Origin of the sequence: Paraburkholderia metrosideri (assembly GCF_904848625.1) — a bacterium.
Taxonomy (GTDB): Bacteria; Pseudomonadota; Gammaproteobacteria; order Burkholderiales; family Burkholderiaceae; genus Paraburkholderia; species Paraburkholderia metrosideri.
On sequence record NZ_CAJHCP010000003.1, the window covers coordinates 177,271 to 196,460 of the forward strand.

Annotated in this window: 15 protein-coding genes and 1 tRNA gene; 9 read left to right on the plus strand and 7 right to left on the minus strand. The window is 61.5% G+C overall.

Annotated features, from left to right (window positions below):
• Positions 1-42: 42 nt before the first annotated feature.
• From LMG28727_RS06650 to LMG28727_RS06680, 7 genes are all read left to right on the plus strand, one after another.
• The gene (locus tag LMG28727_RS06650; RefSeq protein ID WP_201641524.1) at positions 43-765 is read left to right on the plus strand and encodes a VOC family protein; all 723 of its coding nucleotides are present in this window, start codon (positions 43-45) and stop codon (positions 763-765) included.
• 75 nt (positions 766-840) lie between these two features.
• Positions 841-2,037 (plus strand): aminotransferase-like domain-containing protein, encoded by a 1,197-nt coding sequence (locus LMG28727_RS06655; RefSeq protein WP_201641525.1) that lies wholly within the window; start codon positions 841-843, stop codon positions 2,035-2,037.
• Between the two features lie 58 nt (positions 2,038-2,095).
• A complete protein-coding gene (locus LMG28727_RS06660; RefSeq protein WP_201641526.1) occupies positions 2,096-2,560 on the plus strand; it encodes a RidA family protein in 465 nt (154 codons plus the stop codon).
• A 238-nt stretch (positions 2,561-2,798) separates the two neighbouring features.
• Complete coding sequence (locus LMG28727_RS06665) at positions 2,799-3,713, plus strand: PhzF family phenazine biosynthesis protein (RefSeq protein WP_201641527.1); 915 nt, start codon at positions 2,799-2,801, stop codon at positions 3,711-3,713.
• Between the two features lie 248 nt (positions 3,714-3,961).
• Positions 3,962-4,162: a hypothetical protein gene (locus tag LMG28727_RS06670; RefSeq protein WP_201641528.1), complete on the plus strand. Its 201-nt coding sequence runs from the start codon at positions 3,962-3,964 to the stop codon at positions 4,160-4,162.
• On the plus strand, positions 4,159-6,513 hold the full coding sequence (locus LMG28727_RS06675) for a bifunctional diguanylate cyclase/phosphodiesterase (RefSeq protein WP_201641529.1): 2,355 nt from the start codon (positions 4,159-4,161) through the stop codon (positions 6,511-6,513). The genes LMG28727_RS06670 and LMG28727_RS06675 overlap by 4 nt, the downstream gene beginning before the upstream one ends.
• A gap of 196 nt (positions 6,514-6,709) precedes the next feature.
• A complete protein-coding gene (locus LMG28727_RS06680) occupies positions 6,710-7,918 on the plus strand; it encodes a chromate transporter (protein ID WP_201641891.1) in 1,209 nt (402 codons plus the stop codon).
• Positions 7,919-7,947: 29 nt separating this feature from the next.
• On the opposite strand, the gene LMG28727_RS06685 is transcribed toward LMG28727_RS06680, so the two are convergent.
• The 5 genes from LMG28727_RS06685 to LMG28727_RS06705 all read right to left on the minus strand — a co-directional run bounded on the left by LMG28727_RS06685 (position 7,948) and on the right by LMG28727_RS06705 (position 16,451).
• Positions 7,948-8,406 (minus strand): CopD family protein, encoded by a 459-nt coding sequence (locus LMG28727_RS06685; RefSeq protein ID WP_201641530.1) that lies wholly within the window; start codon positions 8,404-8,406, stop codon positions 7,948-7,950.
• A gap of 307 nt (positions 8,407-8,713) precedes the next feature.
• Positions 8,714-11,038 carry a DNA topoisomerase IV subunit A gene (gene parC / locus LMG28727_RS06690; protein WP_201641531.1) on the minus strand — a complete coding sequence of 775 codons (2,325 nt, stop codon included), beginning with the start codon at positions 11,036-11,038 and terminating at the stop codon, positions 8,714-8,716.
• Between the two features lie 87 nt (positions 11,039-11,125).
• Positions 11,126-13,111, minus strand: a complete 1,986-nt coding sequence (locus LMG28727_RS06695) for a DNA topoisomerase IV subunit B (RefSeq protein WP_201641532.1) — start codon at positions 13,109-13,111, stop codon at positions 11,126-11,128.
• A 791-nt stretch (positions 13,112-13,902) separates the two neighbouring features.
• On the minus strand, positions 13,903-15,840 hold the full coding sequence (locus LMG28727_RS06700) for an ATP-binding cassette domain-containing protein (RefSeq protein WP_201641533.1): 1,938 nt from the start codon (positions 15,838-15,840) through the stop codon (positions 13,903-13,905).
• A gap of 209 nt (positions 15,841-16,049) precedes the next feature.
• Positions 16,050-16,451 (minus strand): DUF4399 domain-containing protein, encoded by a 402-nt coding sequence (locus LMG28727_RS06705; protein WP_201641534.1) that lies wholly within the window; start codon positions 16,449-16,451, stop codon positions 16,050-16,052.
• Between the two features lie 319 nt (positions 16,452-16,770).
• On the opposite strand from LMG28727_RS06705, the gene LMG28727_RS06710 reads away from it, so the two are divergent.
• Together LMG28727_RS06710 and LMG28727_RS06715 are read left to right on the plus strand one after the other, a co-directional pair.
• Positions 16,771-16,962 carry a rubredoxin gene (locus LMG28727_RS06710; RefSeq protein WP_268960451.1) on the plus strand — a complete coding sequence of 64 codons (192 nt, stop codon included), beginning with the start codon at positions 16,771-16,773 and terminating at the stop codon, positions 16,960-16,962.
• Between the two features lie 266 nt (positions 16,963-17,228).
• Positions 17,229-17,303: transfer RNA gene (locus LMG28727_RS06715), tRNA-Arg, on the plus strand.
• Positions 17,304-17,420: 117 nt separating this feature from the next.
• On the opposite strand, the gene LMG28727_RS06720 is transcribed toward LMG28727_RS06715, so the two are convergent.
• Together LMG28727_RS06720 and LMG28727_RS06725 are read right to left on the minus strand one after the other, a co-directional pair.
• Complete coding sequence (locus LMG28727_RS06720; protein WP_236591640.1) at positions 17,421-18,470, minus strand: acyltransferase family protein; 1,050 nt, start codon at positions 18,468-18,470, stop codon at positions 17,421-17,423.
• A 298-nt stretch (positions 18,471-18,768) separates the two neighbouring features.
• Positions 18,769-19,143 (minus strand): gamma-glutamylcyclotransferase family protein, encoded by a 375-nt coding sequence (locus LMG28727_RS06725; protein WP_201641536.1) that lies wholly within the window; start codon positions 19,141-19,143, stop codon positions 18,769-18,771.
• Between the last annotated feature and the right edge of the window lie 47 nt (positions 19,144-19,190).

Sequence of the window (19,190 nt, forward strand, 5' to 3'; positions counted from 1 at the left end):
CGCGCACCGGTTTACCGCAGAAAACTGTTTTCCTGTTCCGTCATGACCGCTCATCGGCTTCGTCTCGATCATCTTGTGGTTTCCGCCCGTACCCTCGACGAGGGCACGCAGTACGTCGCCGACACGCTCGGCGTCGCACCGGCGGGCGGCGGCGCGCATCCGCTGATGCGCACCCATAACCGCCTGCTGAATCTGTGGGGCGGCGTCTACCTGGAAGTGATCGCGGCCGATCCGAACGCCCTGTCGTCACACGGCGCCGACGCGAATGTCCCGGCAGGGAGCGCACAGAGCAATGCTCCGCGCCCCCGTCTGTTCGCACTCGACGACCCGGCAACCCGCGCGCGGCTGGAACAAGGGCCGTACCTGTCGCACTGGGTGGCCCGCGTGGACCGGCCAAAGCAGCTCACGACGTGGCAAACGCAGTATCCGCAGCGCCTCGCACCGATCGTGCCGATGTCGCGCGGCGATTTCACCTGGGGCCTGTCGGTCCCGGACGACGGCGCTTTTCCTGCATGGCAAGGTGCTGGCGACGGCGTCGCGCCCTCGCTGATCCAGTGGGACTCGACGCTTCATCCGTCCACCGCGTTGCCCGACACGGGCATTGCACTGAAAGCATTGAAAGGCTCGCACCCGCAAGCCGACCTGATCCGGATGCAACTCGAGTGGCTGGGCGCCGACCATCTGCTGGATTTGCAGCCCACCGACGGCGCTCCGGCGCTCGTCGCCGAATTCGAAACACCCGAAGGTCTACGGACCCTCAAATAACCAGCGCGCGCGGGGCGTCAACTCGCGCGATAATCGAAGTTTTGACCGGTTCCAGAGATACCAGCAGAGGAGAGCATGGACCAAAGCGACTTGAAAGCCCCCACGTGGCAATTTTCCGAACGCGCACGCAAACTCACCAGCTCCGCGATTCGCGAGATTCTGAAGGTCACGGAACGGCCCGAAGTCATTTCGTTCGCGGGCGGCCTGCCCTCGCCGGCCACCTTCCCCGCTGAACGCATGCGCGAAGCCGCCGACCGCATTCTGCGCGACACACCCGCCGCAGCGCTGCAATACAGCGCAACCGAAGGCTATGCGCCGCTGCGCGAATGGATCGCGCAACGCTATTCGGTCAACGGTGCGCAGATTCGTCCGACCCAGGTGCTGATCACTACCGGCTCGCAACAGGCGCTCGACCTGCTCGGCAAGGTGCTGGTCAATCCGGACAGCCCGGTGCTGGTCGAAACGCCGACCTACCTCGGGGCGTTGCAATCGTTCTCGATGTACGAGCCGAATTACGTGCAGGTGGCCACCGACGCACAAGGTCTGATCCCTGCGGCGCTGACGCCGGACCTGACCGCCGGTGCGCGCCTGCTGTACTCGCAGCCGAACTTCCAGAACCCCACCGGCCGCCGTCTGCCGCTCGAACGCCGCATGGCACTCGCCGAGTTCGCGAAGACCGCGCCGTTCCCGGTGATCGAAGACGATCCGTACGGTGCGCTCGACTACGCGGGCGAGCCGCTGCCCACCATGCTGTCGATGGCGCCGGACCATATCGTCTATCTCGGTTCGTTCTCGAAGGTGCTGGCACCGGGCCTGCGAGTGGGCTTCATCATCGCCCCCGAAGAATTGATCTTCAAACTCGTGCAGGCAAAACAGGCGACCGATCTGCACACGCCGAGCTTCACGCAACGCATCGTGCACGAAGTGATCAAGGACGGTTTCCTCGACACGCACGTGCCGACCATCCGCGAGCTTTATCGCGATCAGTGCGCTGCGATGCTGGCGTCGCTCGAACGTTATATGCCCGAAGGCGTGAGCTGGAATCGTCCGGAAGGCGGCATGTTCATCTGGGTGAATCTGCCCGCGCAGATCGACAGCATGAAGCTGCTCGAAGAGGCCGTCGCGCAGAATGTCGCGTTCGTGCCGGGCGCGCCGTTCTTCGCGGACCACGCGCAAAGCAACACGCTGCGTCTGTCGTTCGTCACGGTGCCGCCGGCGAAGATCGACGAAGGCGTGTCGCGACTCGCTGCGCTGATCCGCGCGAAGGTTTAAGCGCGTTTGCGGCACAAGCTTCCGCCCGAACGAACCCTTTACCGATTAAGGACGCAACATGGCTAACACAAACGTTTACGACAAGCTCAAGGAACTGGGCATCGAACTGCCCGTCGCGGGCGCACCGGCAGCCGCGTATGTGATGAGCGCGCAAAGCGGCAATACGGTGTACCTGTCGGGTCACATCGCGAAGAAAGACGGCAAGGTGTGGGTCGGCAAGCTCGGCGCGACGCTGACCACCGAAGAAGGCAAGGCCGCGGCACGCTCCATCGCCATCGACCTGCTCGCCACGTTGCACGCACATGTGGGCGATCTGAACCGCGTCACCCGCATCGTCAAGCTGATGAGCCTCGTCAATTCGACGCCGGAATTCACCGAACAGCATCTGGTCACCAACGGTGCGTCCGAACTGGTCGCCGACGTGTTCGGCGAGCAAGGCAAGCATGCGCGCTCGGCGTTCGGCGTCGCGCAGATTCCGCTCGGCGCTTGCGTCGAGATCGAGATGATCGCGGAAGTCGCTTAACGAACGCGACGGAGTGACGTGACGACGTTGCGCAAATGACGCAACCTGCATGAACCAAGCCATCACGGCAATGCGGCCAGCATAAGCTGACCGCTCGCCCGGCAATCCAGCCAGAACGCGCCGCGCGGTGTCCACCACCCGCGGCGCGTTTTGCATCGGTGAGAAGGTGGCTCGTTGCGAACTCTCCAGATAGAATCCGCGAACCTATTCAATCGTCTGATTCGCTGGACTGCGCGCTATGCCCGACCATATCGTTCGTTTCAAACAGGTCGACGTGTTCACGTCGGTGCCATTCAAAGGCAATCCGCTTGCCGTCGTGTTCGACGCCGATGGGCTCGATGCGAAGCAGATGCAAGCCATCGCGCATTGGACCAATCTGTCCGAGACGACCTTTCTGTTAAAGCCCACCGATCCCGCCGCCGACTATCGCGTGCGTATTTTCACGACGCATGGCGAGTTGCCGTTCGCGGGTCATCCGACGCTCGGCACTGCGCATGCATTGCTCGAAAGCGGTTATCAGCCGAAGCAGGCCGGCAAGTTAGTGCAGCAATGCGCGAAGGGCCTCATCGAACTGAAAGCACTCACAGAGTCGACCGGGGTCGCGACCGGCGCATGGGCATTCGCCGCGCCTCCCGCACAGGTGACACCTCTGGCCGAAGACCGTTACGCGGCGTTGTCTGCGGCTTTGCGTAGCGACGCCATCGATTTCAGCGCAACGCCCTGCGCGGTCGACAACGGCGCGCCGTGGCTCGTCGTGCGTGTCAATTCGGCGCGCGACTGTCTCGCACTCGAACCCGACGCGGCGGCCCTCGCGGACCTCGTTCATTCAGTCGATACCCACGGACTCGCCGTCTACGGCCCGCACGACGCCGACGGCCCCGCGACCTTCGAGGTGCGCTGCCTGATGGCGGGCGGCGGCTTCGGTGTCGGTGAAGACCCGGTGACCGGCAGCGCCAATGCGGCGCTCGCCGGTCTGCTGACCACGCAGCAGCGACGCCCCGGCACCCACTACACCGCGCGCCAGGGAACCGTGCTCGGCCGCGCGGGCCAGGTTTCAGTGCACTACGACGATGCACTCGGTAAGACGTGGATTGGCGGCGCGTCGGTGACGATCGTGGACGGAACGATACGGCTGCCATCAACCACGGTTTGAACGGCGCTGTGCTCGACCTGCCACGCATAACCGCACCACACGCATGGCTTCAACGCGGCGGACCACAGCGTTTTACTCAATTAACGATCGATGCCGCATGCATCCTAGAACGCCGTGCGCAGACCTGGCACACCTGAACACTGAACCGATGAAACACTTGAAACGACCGTCGGGTTGCGGCCCCAAGGCCTGTCACGCCGTCGCGAATCCAGCTAAACAGCGTGGTTTGCTGCGCCCGCGTATACCCGATGCCCGAACGCTTCCTTAATCCAGTGGCATTGCGTAATATCGAAACGTACCCGATGACCTATGGACGGTCAGGCACGGTGCCACTCTTCCTGCGCAGCAGTTCCGGCACCCCGGTCACCATGCAGCCATCCATGAAAATAGCGCAGTCAATGCTCGCGCGTATGCAACCGGGCGGCACCCTGGCACAGGCCGCCCGATGAGCCAATCGCGCTTCTCCGACCCGCGCGAAGCCAAACCCCGCCGCGATCCAGCCGTATCGCGCAGGCGGGCTTTGCTTGTCATTCCTGCGCTTGGCGTGCTGGTCCTGATCCTGCTTTGGACGGTGATCTTCGCGCGTCTGTCGGTCGAGAAAGAGGCGACTAATCGCGAGGCGATGGCCTCCGCTGCGATCCTTTCTGCGGCGCTCGAACAGCACACCATCAAGGCGATTCACCAGGTCGACCAGATCACCCGCTTCGTTAAATACGAGTTCGAGAAATCGCCGAATCATTTCGATCTCGCCAGCACGGTCGAAAAAGGCGTCGTGCAGAGCGAAACGCTGGTGCAGGTGTCGCTGATCGACGAGCACGGCACCCTGATTTCCAACACGACCGACCTCAACCCGAAACATATCGACCTGTCCGACCGCGAGCACTTCAAGGTTCACGAGCACGAGAACGACGACCAGTTGTATATCAGCAAGCCCGTGCTCGGCCGAATTTCCGGCCACTGGACCTTGCAGATGACGCGCCGTCTGAATCATCCGGACGGCTCGTTTGCCGGCGTCGTGGTGGTCTCCGAAGATCCCAGCTATTTCACCAGCGACTTCTATAACAACGCCGCGATTGGCCACGACGGTGTGATCGCGGTGATCTCGGACAACGGCACGGTGCTCGCGCGGCGCACCGGCGGCGGCGAAAAGGAGAACAGCGTGTTCACCGCGAGCGGCTCGTATCCGACCTCGGAACACGTGTCGGGCACCTATGTCGACTCCATCGACAAGGTCACGCGCATCGTGTCATACCGGCATATCGACGGTTATCCGCTCGGCGTGCTGGTGGGTCTTTCGCAAGCCGAAGAATTCGCCGACTACAACCACACACGCGACGTCTATCTGCTAATGGCGGGTTTCATCTCGCTCGCCATGCTGAGCTTCTTCGCGGTCGCGACGGGCCTGATCGGCAAACTGCTTGGCCGCGAGCGCGAGATGACCCATCTGGTCGAATACGACCTGCTCACGGGCTTGCGCAATCGTTATGCCACTTTGCAGACGCTGCGGCACGACGTGGCGCAACCGTCCAATCTCGGCCGCCTCGCGATTCTCTTTATCGACCTCGATAACTTCAAGACCGTCAACGACACGCTTGGCCACAACGCCGGCGACATCGTGCTGCAAATGACCGCGTCGCGACTCGCCACCGCAGTCGGCGATAACGGCGCGTTGAGCCGCATCGGCGGCGACGAGTTTGTCGTCGTGATAAAAGGCGACGACGTCGAGAAGCGCGCGGTCGCGCTGGCCGAAGCCGCGGCGGAAGCCTTTTCCACGCCGTTCGAAGTACGCGGCAGTTCATTCGTGCTGCATGCGAGCATCGGCATTGCGCTCTACTCGGTCGCCAACGAAAACGAAATCGATCTGCTGAAAAAAGCCGACCTCGCGATGTACAGCGCGAAAGACGCGGGCAAGAACTGCTACCAGTTCTACTCGCCGCAACTGTCGCATCGCGCAGATCATCTGATGCGCTGGGAACAGCAGTTGCGCGTCGCGCTCAATGAAGGGCAACTGTTTCTCGCGTATCAACCGAAGATCGATCTGACGCGCCGCTGCATTACCGGTTTCGAGGCGCTGGTCAGGTGGAATCATCCGCAGCATGGTTTGATTCCGGCGAACGAATTCATTCCGGTTGCCGAGTCGACCGGCCTGATTGTGCCGATCGGCGACTTCGTGATCGAGACCGCGTGCCTGCAACTCGCGCAGTGGCAGCAGCAAGGTTATGACACGCTGTCGCTGGCGGTGAATATTTCAGCGGTGCAGTTCTGGCGCGGCGATCTGTACTCCACCGTGTCGCGCGCAATCGAAGAAACCGGCATTTCCGCGCGCCGCCTCGAACTCGAAATTACCGAGACGGCGATGATGGAATATCCCGAACTCGTCTCCGAGAAAATATTCGCACTCAAGCGTCTCGGCGTGCGGATCGCGCTCGACGATTTCGGCACCGGCTATTCGTCGCTGTCCTATCTGAACCGCTTCTCGGTCGACACGCTGAAGGTGGATCGCTCGTTCATCCAGGCCATTCCCGGCGACCGCAGTGTCTGCGTGATGGTGACGGCCATCGTCAATCTGGCGCGCTCGCTCGGGCTCACAGTGGTGGTCGAGGGGACCGAAACCGAAGAGCAGATTGCATGGCTCGCCGCGCTTGGTCATATCGAAGCGCAGGGTTTCCTGTTCTCGCGTCCGGTGCCAGTCGAAGCGATTCCGGCGCTGCTCGAACGCTTCGGCGTGTGTGGGATGACTGGCCGTGCGGCGGCACAGGAAACCGACAATACCAGCAGCGTGTCCAGCACCAATACCTGAGGCCGCTCACGCGTCGTCTCACGCTCTACCCGCGCCTTTTCGTTCTTTTTCGCTCTGTATCGCTGCGTCATAAAACCGGCTACATTCGCGCGGTAAGGTTGACAGCGTGACGCCGGCCGCATGTTATGCGACTTCGCCGCGTCACACCACGATGATCTACAAAGGCGGGGTTCCGCGTGCCGGACTCCGTGACGCCATGCAGATGATCACGAGCCAGGATGCTGCACGTCGAGGTGAACGGGAACCGCTCTGGACGCTATTTCGCGTCGTACTCGGGTTGTCGGCGTTGTCCTGGGGTGGCCTCGCGCTAATGGCACAGCTCGAGCACCACTATGTCGAACGCGAAGGGCGGCTCGCGCGCGTCGAGTTCTCCGATCTGATCGCGCTTGCCTGGTTGGTGCCTGGCCCAGTGGGATGCAACGTCGCCGTGCAACTCGGGCACGCGTTGCGTGGGCGCGCTGGCGCGTGGGTCGCGGGCATGGCCAGCGTGCTGCCCTTCTTCACGCTGATGACGCTGTTCGCGATCTTCTACCGCACGCCGCTCGTGCGCGCCGCCGCGTCGCAGACCTTGCTCAATCACTTCAGTGTCGTGCTGGCCACGCTGATTACCGTGACCTGGTATAAGCAGACACGCACGCTGGTACGCGGCACGCTCGCGTGGATCGCGGCGGTGCTCGGTTGCGTGGCGCTTTTTTATGCGCGCAGTCCCGCGGTGTATGTCGTGATGCTCGGCGCTGCTTTCGGCGCCGGATGGCTGGTCAGCCCGATTCGCCATGCACGCGTTGTCGTCTCACTCGAACGCAGCGACTGGCAGATGCTCGTTGCATTGTGCTTGCTGCTGATGGTATTCGCGCTGCCGCTGCCGCATCGCTATGATCTGGCGTTGCTGTGGCCGCGCCTCGCAGGTGCCGGCATGACGTTATTCGGCGGTGGATTTTCGGCGTTGCCCGTGCTCAAGACGCTGTTCGTCACACCGGCAATCGGTATATCGGATAACGACTTCACGCTGGCATTTTCGCTGTCGCCGTTATCGCCGGGACCGCTATTGAATGTGGTGCCGTTTTTCGGCTATCTGGTGGGCGGCTGGGTGGGCGCGCTGATCGCGACGCTCGCGTTGTTCGTGCCGTCGGGCTGCCTCGTCGTGCTGGCACAACGGCATTTGCATCAGTTGAAGACGAACCCGCGCTTCGAACACGGCATGCGGATTCTGCGCGCGGCCACGACCGCGTTTCTCGCGGTGGCCGTGCTGCGGATTGCCGGCCATGTGCCCTTCAAACCGGTTTATCTAATGACCGCGTTGTTCTCCGGCCTGTGCTTCGCGAAGCTGAAGGTGCCCGTGTACGCGGTGTACGCAACGGTGGCGACGGTGTGCGGTTTGTGGCTTACGTTCGGCGCACCGGCTTAAGCACGGCGCGCCGCCGCCAACATTGAATCTCAGAACCCGCGCGACAGAACCGCAACGCCGATCGTCACCACGCCGAGCACGATATTGATCAGCACCAGACGCCGGATCGTGCCGACCGCCTGCGCGCCATCCGGCCACTTTTCCGCCTGCACGGCACGGCGAATACGCGGGAAAACAGCGAAACGGATGTGCCCGAAAATCAGCATCATGACAATGCCGAGGCCAGCCATCGCATGCAAAGGCCAGGTGGCGTGACCGCCGCCGAATTGCATGAGCAGAAACCCGCCGCTGAAGAGAATCACCAGCACGGCAGCGGCGACCCAATTGAAGAAGCGTCCAAACACCGATTCCCACAATGGCAGGCGTAATTGCGGCGAGAGATCGGCAATGGCCGGACGCAGACAGAAATGCGCGAAGATCATCCCACCTACCCACACGGCAACCGCGAGCAGATGTAGAAAGAGCGCGAGTTCGATAGCTTTATTCATGTTGTTTTCCTCTCCCGACGACACCACAACCGCTTGAGACGATTGATATTAACAGCGGCTATTGAGCGCATTCGACCGCGCGAGGTGCTTGCAGTTCCGGGCGCCTGAGGCTTTCCCGTGGATTCTTTGATTGTTATTGCAGCGCGCCCGTTATTACAGCGACGCTGCACCCCGTTTTTTGTTCGCGCTTTCTACTACGTATTGATGCGCGGCAATTGTCATCGCATTCGCGTTGCCCGAAAACAATCAGCACGGCAAGCGCCCCGCATGCTAGCAGACGCGCGCCGTGTTTCAACGTCAAGCTTTGTTAATTCGCCATCACCGGGCGCATGCCGTCGAGCTTCATCTTGCTCTCGGGCGTACGACCCTTGCGAGCACGCTTGCCAACATGCGGAGCAAGGGCGGCACTGGTGAGCTTCTCCTCGTCCACACGGCCACCCCGGCGAGTACCGATCAGCACGACGCCCGCCTGGTTAATAGCGAGTGCCTGCGTGAGCGTTTCTTTATCGTCGAGCGCCATCAGCGTGACGCCGCGTCCGCCGCCCGATAGCGTCTTCATTTCATCGAGACCAAACACCAGCAGGCGCCCGCCCGATGACAGACACGCAATTTGGGTCGCATCCGGCAGCATCGGCATCGGCGCGAGCGGCGCGGCACCCGCGTCGATCGTCATGAACGACTTGCCCGCCTTCACGCGGCTGACCATATCGCCGACCTTCGCGATAAAGCCGAAACCGTTGCTCGATGCGAGCAACAACGCCTGATCGGCCGATGCCGCGTAGTAATGCATCAAATGGCTGCCCGACTCCAGTTCGATCAGCGACGTGACCGGTACACCGTCACCGCGACCGCCCGGCAGCAGGTTCACCGCGACCGAATAGACGCGCCCGTTACTGCCCCACGCGATCAGCGTGTCTGGCGTGCGGCACTGGAACGCCGCGTACAGACCGTCGCCGGCCTTGAACGTGAAAGCCGCCGGATCGAGCCCGTGGCCCTTCAACGCGCGGACCCAGCCCTTCTGCGACACTACCAGCGTCACCGGTTCATCGACCACACGCGCTTCGAACGTCGCGCGCTTTTCCTGCTGGATCAGCGTGCGACGCTCATCGCCGTATTGCTTCGCGTCACCCTCGATTTCCTTGATGAGCAGGCGCTTCATCGCCGGCTCGCTGCCGAGCAGTTCTTCGAGCTTGGCCTTTTCGTCGCGCAGTTCGGACAGTTCCTTCTCGATCTTGATCTTTTCGAGCCGCGCCAACTGACGCAGCCGGATTTCAAGAATGTCCTCGGCCTGACGGTCGGACAAACCGAACGCGGCCATCAGCGCGACCTTCGGTTCGTCGGATTCGCGAATGATGCGGATGACTTCGTCGATATTCAAAAAGACGATCATCCGGCCTTCGAGAATATGAATCCGGTCGTCTACCTTCGACAAACGATGACGCGTCCGACGCGTGACCGTAGCGAAGCGGAACGCAATCCACTCGTGCAGGATTTCGCTCAAACCCTTCTGACGCGGCCGGCCATCGCCACCGACCATCACCATGTTCAGCGACGCGTTCGACTCCAGGCTCGTATGCGCAAGCAGCGAGTTGACGAACTCAGTCTGGTCGATGCGGCTCGACTTCGGCTCAAACACGAGACGCACCGGCGCATCCTTGCCGGACTCGTCGCGCACGGCGTCAAGCAGCCCGAGCATGGTCTGCTTGGTCTGCAACTGTTCGGGCGTGAGCGTCTTCTTGCCAAGCTTGATCTTCGGATTGGTCTGCTCTTCGATTTCTTCGAGCACCTTCTGCGCGGCCGTGTTCGGCGGCAGTTCCGTGATCACCAGTTGCCACTGGCCGCGCGCCATCTCTTCGATCTTCCAGCGCGCGCGCACTTTCAGGCTGCCACGGCCTGCTTCGTACGCGGCGGAAATTTCCGCTTCGCTCGAAATGATCTGGCCGCCACCTGGAAAGTCCGGACCCGGCACGTGTTGCATCAATTCAGCGTGCGACAACTTCGGATTGCGGATCAACGCAACCGCTGCGCCTGCGACTTCGCGCAGATTGTGCGACGGAATTTCCGTCGCCAGACCCACCGCGATACCCGATGCGCCGTTCAGCAACACGAACGGCAGGCGTGCGGGCAGCGTCTTCGGCTCTTCGAACGAGCCGTCGTAGTTCGGCATGAAATCGACCGTGCCCTGGTTGATTTCATCGAGCAACAGTTTCGCGATCGGCGTGAGACGCGCTTCCGTGTACCGCATTGCCGCTGCGCCGTCGCCGTCGCGCGAGCCGAAATTGCCCTGACCGTCGATCAGCGGATAGCGCATCGAAAAATCTTGCGCGAGACGCACGAGCGCGTCGTACGCCGACTGGTCGCCGTGCGGGTGATATTTACCGAGCACGTCGCCGACCACGCGCGCCGATTTGACCGGCTTCGCGTTGTCGCTGAGGCCCATCTCGTTCATCGCGAACAGGATGCGGCGCTGCACCGGCTTCTGGCCGTCGCACACGTCCGGCAGCGCGCGGCCCTTGACCACGCTGACCGCGTATTCGAGGTACGCGCGTTCCGCGTAGTTGCCGAGCGTCAGGAAGTCGCCTTCCGGAGGCGGCGGCTCGGTGAAAAGGTCGAGAGAGTTATCGTCGTCCATCTAGATTCCGTATCTGTGTTTGGCTTGAAGTCTGGTTCGAATGTAGAGCGTTATTGCCGGCGCCGAGGCCTGCTAAAAAACCCGCGCTCAGATATCCGCTTCCACTTCGTTGCCCTTCTCTTCGAGCCAGCTACGCCGCGACGCCGCTTCGCCCTTGCCCATCAGCATCGTCATACGCGCGACCGTTGCGTCGTAGTCGAGATCGCCCAGCGCGACCGGCTGCAGACGGCGCGTGTCCGGGTTCATCGTGGTGTCCCACAGTTGCTCGGCGCTCATTTCGCCGAGGCCCTTGAAGCGGCTGATCGACCATTGCGTGTCACGCACGCCGTCTTTGCGCAGCTTGTCGAGGATCGCTTCGAGTTCGCCTTCGTCGAGCGCATACAGTTTCTGCGCGGGCTTCTTGCCACGCGCGGGCGCATCGACGCGGAACAGCGGCGGACGCGCGACGCACACATGCCCGCGCTCGATCAGTTGCGGGAAATGCTTGAAGAACAGCGTGAGCAGCAGCACCTGAATGTGCGAGCCGTCGACGTCGGCGTCCGACAGAATGCAGATCTTGCCGTAACGCAGATTGGACAGATCGACCTTGTCGTCGGGGCTATGCGGATCGACGCCGATCGCCACCGAAATATCGTGCACTTCGTTGTTCGCAAACAGCCGGTCGCGTTCGGTTTCCCACGTGTTCAGCACCTTGCCGCGCAACGGCAGGATCGCCTGATATTCCTTGTCGCGGCCCATCTTCGCCGAACCGCCCGCCGAGTCACCCTCGACGAGGAACAGTTCGTTACGGCCAATTTCCGTCGATTCGCAATCGGTCAGCTTGCCCGGCAACACGGCCACGCCCGAACTCTTGCGTTTCTCGACTTTCTGCCCGGCGCGGGTGCGTGCCTGCGCCTGCTTGATGACGAGGTCCGCGAGTTTCTTGCCGTGCTCGACATGCTGGTTGAGCCACAACTCCAGCGCCGGCCGTGCAAACGACGACACCAGCTTGACCGCGTCGCGGCTATTCAGGCGCTCCTTGATCTGCCCTTGGAACTGCGGATCGAGCACCTTCGCCGACAGCACGAACGACACGCGCGCGAACACGTCTTCAGCAAGAAGCTTCACGCCCTTCGGCTGCAGGTTGTGCAGCTCGACGAAACTCTTGACCGCCTGGTACAGACCGTCGCGCAAACCGGATTCGTGCGTGCCGCCCGCGGGAGTCGGAATCAGGTTGACGTACGACTCGCGCATCAACGTGCCTTCCTCGCTCCACGCGACGACCCACGCCGCGCCCTCGCCTTCGGCAAACGTTTCTTCGCTCGAACGCGAGCTTTCCGCGTAACGCTCGCCTTCGAACAGCGGGATCAGCAGGTCGCTGCCGTTCATCCCTTCGAGCAGATAGCCACGCAGACCGTCTTCATACTTCCAGCTTTGCTGCTCGCCGGTTTTCTCGTTGATCAGCGTGACTTCGACGCCCGGCAACAGCACCGCTTTCGAACGCAGCAGTCGTTGCAGTTCGCCGAGCGGCAGATTCGGCGAGTCGAAATATTTCGGATTGGCCCACGCAGTGACGCGCGTGCCGGACTTCTTGTCGCCCTTCGTGGCGGCCCGGACTTCGAGTTCTTTGGCAACATCGCCATTCGCAAAACTCAGGGCGGCCACTTTGCCGTCGCGCCAGACGGTCACGTCGAGGCGGGTAGACAGCGCGTTGGTGACCGACACGCCGACGCCGTGCAGGCCGCCTGAGAACGTGTAAGCGCCGCCGGCGGCTTTATCGAATTTGCCGCCTGCATGCAGGCGCGTGAAAACGATTTCGACGACCGGCACGCCCTCTTCGGGATGCAGACCGAACGGGATACCACGGCCGTCGTCTTCGACCGAGACCGAATGGTCCGCGTGCAGCGTGACCGTGATTTGCCGGCCGTGGCCGCCAAGGGCCTCGTCCGACGCGTTGTCGATAACTTCCTGAATGATGTGCAGCGGATTCTCGGTGCGGGTGTACATCCCGGGCCGTTGCTTGACCGGCTCGAGGCCCTTCAACACCTTGATCGACGCTTCGCTATACGCGGCGTTTGGCTTTTTCGTAGACATGGTTGACTCGGGTGCGTCGGTTCATCGTTGTCCACAGGTCCTGTTCATCAGTCCGTGGACAATGCGTTGAGTTTTCAAAAAAAGCGAAACGAAACAACGGGGTTAGGTGGGGTGCCCGCAGTGCGGGCAAGCTGTTTTTGTCGCGCGGCTTCCCGTTGGCGCGCCCGACGGCGAAGCGGGACCGGTACGCGCCACAGCACATGCCTGATACGTGCCAACTCGGACCGATACGGCAGCCGTCCAGCACCGGCACCGGTGCGATCGCAGGGAAAGCCTGTTCGCGGGGTATTTTACTGATTTCAAACCAGGCGGCAATTGACGATGAGCGGAATTGGCCGTCTGGATAAGGAATGATGGGGGAAATGTGCCACTGGGCGGCTTGAATTGTGGTCCCAAAGCGTGCCGACGGCAAATCTGGCGGGGCCTGTCAGGCGCTCTCGTGCGGCGCGCGTTGCGCTGTTTTGCGGCGTATGACAATGGCAACCTCAAACGCGCCTCACAGGCAGCGTTGCTGCCGATCACCACGTTCTGCGACGGCTTTTTGCAACGCTGCTTTACGCCGTGTATTTTGCTGTGGCTTTTCAAGCGTTGCTTCACTGTCCTCCACGCGGCTGCGTTCGCACGCCACGCCGCCCACCGCTCATCGCTCATCGGGGCGCCGCTATACAAGCGTGCGCTCTGCGTCGGCGCTGCCAGCGCGATGTTTAAACTCGCGCTGTGCGCCGACCTTTGCCATACCGCTACAACGGCCCTGCGCCGCCGCTGCGCGCGAACGCTGGGCCGCCCACGTGTCACTTACGCCGCTTTTCCAACTCGTCCCAACGTTCTAGCGCGATCATCAGTTCTTCGTCGATCGCGGCATAGCGCTCGGTCAGACGCGTGCCTTCTTTCGGGTCTTTAGCGAACACCGAACCGTCTTCAAGTTGCGTGCCGATGGTTTTCTGCTCGGCCTCCAGCGCGGCAATTTTGCCGGGCAACGCCTCCAGTTCACGCTGTTCCTTGAACGACAGCTTCGCCACGCGCTGCGCCTGACGGCCCTCCGCCGGCTCTTTGGACGGCGCCGCGTCTTTGCCCGCTTCCTTATTGGCTTCCTTCTGCGCGTCCAACGCCATTTTCTGCGAGCGGTCGCGCTGAATCTGCCAGTCGGTGAAGCCGCCGACGTACTCGCGCCACTTGCCGCCGCCCTCCGACGCGATCACCGACGTCGCGACGTTATCCAGAAACGCGCGGTCGTGGCTGACCAGCAGCACCGTGCCGTCGTATTCGGTGAGCAGTTCTTCGAGCAGTTCGAGCGTGGGGATGTCGAGGTCGTTGGTCGGTTCGTCGAGCACGAGCACGTTGGCGGGCCGCGCGAACAGACGCGCGAGCAGCAGACGGTTGCGCTCACCGCCCGACAGCGACTTGACCGGCGAACGCGCGCGTTCCGGCGCGAACAGGAAGTCGCCGAGATAGCTCATCACATGCTTCTTCTGGCCGTTGACCTCAACCCATTCGCTACCCGGGCTGATGGTGTCCGCGAGACTTTTTTCCAGATCGAGCTGCGCGCGCATCTGGTCGAAATAAGCGACTTGCAGATTGGTGCCGACGCGCACCGTGCCTTCGTCCGGCGCGAGTTCGCCGAGGATCATCTTGAGCAGCGTGGTTTTGCCCGCGCCATTCGGCCCGACAAAACCAATCTTGTCGCCGCGCATGACCGTGGCCGTGAAGTTGTCGACGACCGTGCGCGAACCGTAGCGCTTCGTGACGTCGGTCAATTCGGCGACGATCTTGCCGGACTTCTCGCCCTGGCCGACGTCGAGCTTGACGTTGCCCTGCACGTTACGGCGCTCGGCGCGCTGATTGCGCATCTCCACGAGCCGGGCGATCCGGCCGACGCTGCGCGTACGGCGCGCCTCGACGCCCTTGCGGATCCACACCTCTTCCTGCGCGAGCAGTTTGTCGGCCTTGTCGTTTTCGACTCGCTCGATTTCAAGCTGTTGCGCCTTGCGCTCCTGGTAAGCCGAGAAGTTGCCCGGGTACGACAGCAAACGTCCGCGATCCAGTTCGACGATGCGCGTGGCGACGCGGTCGAGAAACGCGCGGTCGTGGGTAATGAACAGCAGGCCCGTGCGCAGCGACACCAGCAGTTCTTCGAGCCAGCGGATGCCGTCGAAATCGAGGTGGTTGGTCGGCTCGTCGAGCAGCAGCACGTCGGGTTGCACGACTAGCGCACGCGCCAGCGCGACGCGCTTTTGCATGCCGCCCGACAGCGAACCCACGCGCAATTCGCCGTTCAGGCCGATTTGCTGCAGCGTGGTGGCCACGCGGGTGCTCCAGTTCCAGGCGTCCGCTGCATCCAGCGACGATTGCAGCGTGTTCATGCGCGACATCAACTCGTCGTGCTGTGCGCCTTCCGGCTCGTCTGCCAGCTGATTGGCGACCACGTCGTATTCGTCGAGCAGCGCGCGGGCGTGCGTGAGGCCGGCCGCGACAGCGTCGAACACGGTGTCGTCCTGATCGAACTCCGGCTCCTGCGGCACATAGACGGTGGTCAGATTCTGCTGACGCGTGACAAGGCCGTCGTCAGGCTTGGCCAGATCGGCAACGATAGTCAGCAGCGACGACTTGCCCGCGCCGTTGCGGCCGATCAGCCCGACGCGTTCGCCCGCTTCGAGAGAAAAATCCGCGTGATCGAGCAACGCGACGTGACCGAACGCCAGTTGGGCCCCGGTAATGGTGTAAAGCGACATGGAGATTTGGCAGAAGACAGCGATGAGTCGGAACTGCCCATTGTACCGGGCGCGCGGCGCGGTGCCTGTCTGCTGGAAGAGATAGGCCAAACGGCTGGCTTGCGAGCCTTGAAACTGGCCGGTGCCGGCAGAGCCGGCGGCCTTGCCTCGACTGGCGCAAAACGCGGCCAGGCGGCGTTCGCGCTCGCCCGGCCGATGGCTCAGTCAAGTTACTTCACGTGCACCGTGATGGTCTTGCTCATTTCCGGACCATACGATCGATGCGCGCCGTCGCCGAATTGAAGCGTCAATGTATGGTCGCCCGGCGGCAGCGTCAGATCAGTTTCAATCTGACCCTTGCCGAAGTGCAGCGACTTGTCGCTAACGGGAATGACTTCACCCTTGGGCAACGGCTTGCCGTCGATCAGCAGATGATGGTGGCCCGTGCCTTCCGTCACCGTGCCCGCCGGGGCGATTTTCATGCCTTCGACCGCGAACACCACGTGCACCGGGTTGCTGACCGTCGCGCCGTCGGCCGGCTGTACGAAGGAGACGCCTGCAGCCTGCGCCACGCCTGAGACGGCGAGCAATCCGGCCAATGCGGCGCCGGCCAACCATTTGTTTTTAAACATCGTTTTTCTCCTTTGGGAAACGAGGGTCATGCACGCGCACGTCGGTCGGCCGGCATTTCCGTCGCCTGGGACCGATGGTCGCAATGCATGCCAGGCGCGTCGCGCGCCTGTCCAACCAATAGCTGCGAATCAAAGCATACACGGTGTGTGTGACGGGATTCGTCCAGTGGGGTCGGAGTTGTCTCAGACGCGTTGCGGCGGCGCCGCATCGGTAGTTCGCGGTCGAATTGACAAATTCCGGTAATATTGCGGGTTGCCGCACTGCTCAAAAAAGGGGCAGATTATGCGGGCCATTGCATTGACTAGAGAAGAGTACGCCGTGAGCGAAGTAATTGAATTGATTGAGTATAAGAGCTGGGTCTGCCTGATTTGCGGTTGGATCTACAACGAGGAAGAAGGCCTGCCTGAGGAGGGCATTGCGCCGGGCACGCGCTTCGCCGCGATTCCGGAAGACTGGCGCTGCCCGTTGTGCGATGTCGGTAAGGCGGAATTTACCGTCGTGGAATTCTGACCTGGCTCGATTGACGCGGCGAGCGCCATGTCTACGGTGTGTGCGTCGAAAAGTCGGTCAGTCGGTCAGTACGGCCCAGCAGGCGAAAGCCGCTGGGCCGTTTGTTTTTTGCGGGCCGTCTGGTTGAAGCCGAAGCGACGGGCTTGCAGCCCTCCTCTCGCCCGGGTGTGTTTGATATACTCTGCGCTCGCTGGTGAATCTGGACTTGCCCGTCTTCGCGGCCCTTGTATTGGCGGTAGATGCGGTGACTATTCCGGTTCGGTCCTCTCCCTGTAGTTCAATGGATAGAACAAGTGCCTCCTAAGCGCTAGATACAGGTTCGATTCCTGTCAGGGGGACCAACTAGCTTCCCAGCCTATTTCAAGTTTGCCCAGAAAAGCCTCGTACGCATCCCGCTACGAGGCTTTTTGTTTTCCCAATGCTGTCCGCCATCCACGCAACATCCGGAACGCCGACCTTCAGGCCGCCCGCCTTCCCACCGCCACCCTGCCTCTAACCAACCGTCCCAACGGCCTCTCCAACAATCGATACGAAACAAGCCCAACAATCGTTGAAATCACCACCACAGCCACACAAATAACATCGCCCGATAACCGATGCTGCCCATCCGCCATTCGCAACACCTTCGCGGCAATCGGCACCGAAAAAACATGCGTGAGATACAGCGAATAAGACGAATCGCCGATTCGTTCGAGCAAAGCGTTCCACCGCACTTTGCTCTCCAGCGAAAGACCTGCAATGAACACGGCCAGCGCCGGCAAGCCGAACACAAGAAAGCGGTTCGTGTCGGTAAGCGTCGGCGCAAATGCTTTACCTGCCGCCGCCGTCACAAGCAATAGCGCTACGGCCGCAGTCAGCGACACCGTGCGTCCCGACGTATAAAACACACCGACGCAGCAACCAAACACAAACTCAAGAACAATCGGGTTCGTGTAGAACTGATGGACTACACCGCCATCCGGTAATAACCGCAATAAGGAAGTCAGTGCGAGGAACGTTCCTGCGACTAGCACGCGGTGACGCGTCACGCACATTGCGGCGGCGAACACGACGTAAAACCACATCTCGTAGTTCAGCGTCCAGCCGACTCCGACAACCGGTGCGGTTATACCGGCCCAATTGAGCGACGGAAAAAATACGAAGGATGTCAGCGCATTCCATGCGTTGAAGCTCGCATTGCCAAACGCACTAGGGGTAATAACGAGCAGCAGAATGAAAAGGACGGTCAGCAGCCAATAAAGCGGAACGATCCGGGCGATGCGCGCGGCGATGAATGATCTGGCCGAAGCGAAACCGGGAGGTTGCTCATGGGTCACAAACACCATGATGAAACCGGAGATAACGAAAAAAACGTCGACGCCAATCTCGCCGAAACGCGAAACAAGCGCGAACAGGTGCGGATGCCAACCGTAAGCCAGTACGTTGCCGTTCGTATGGAAGGCGACCACTCCCAAGGCAGCAAGCGCACGCAGCGCCTGAATTGATTGGAATTTTCTGAAACCGACCACGCCCTTCCGCCCGTAAATTCTCGAAAGGCCACATGGTACAGCACGTCATTTTTTGCTTCAGGGCACAGAAGGCGAGTTGGCCAACTTCCACCCGCGGCGTGCGTGAACGCCACGTAAAAATCGCGCCGACCGATGCAGTCGTCGTTCAACTGCCCGATTCGATCTGCGTGACATGCGCGGCACGCAGTGTCTCGCCCAATGGTTTGCTCATCGCATCACCACACTTCGTCGCGCGACTACGGGGCATCCAGGCTACCCATATGCGATAGTCCTCCGCCGTTATAGACGGAAATTCCGACTACTCCTGGCGCGGCGAGGCGGCGTCGACATACACCCATGCCGACACACCCGACGCAAGCACGACGCGGTCGCGTCGATACGCATCGACTTCGTAGTCGTCCGCATGTTGAAGTTCTTCGGGCGTGATCACGAATACTGTTCCGCTCACTTTGTCGTCGGAGTTACCGCTATAAGCGACCACAGGATGGTGTGTCTTGCCGCTGGTCGCGACGACTTCGGGGTCTTCGATCTTCAGCATCGTGAGCGAATAACCGGGCATGTCGTCGGCGCGGCCAGCCAGCTTCCGGCCGAACGTCGCCAGTTGCACCTGTTCGAGTTGCAGCGTGCCATACGAAAAGAGGTGCTCGGAAAACACTTGATCGGTTTTGGACATATCGAATGAACTGATAAACAAACAGGAAAAAGACTTCGGGATTTTCT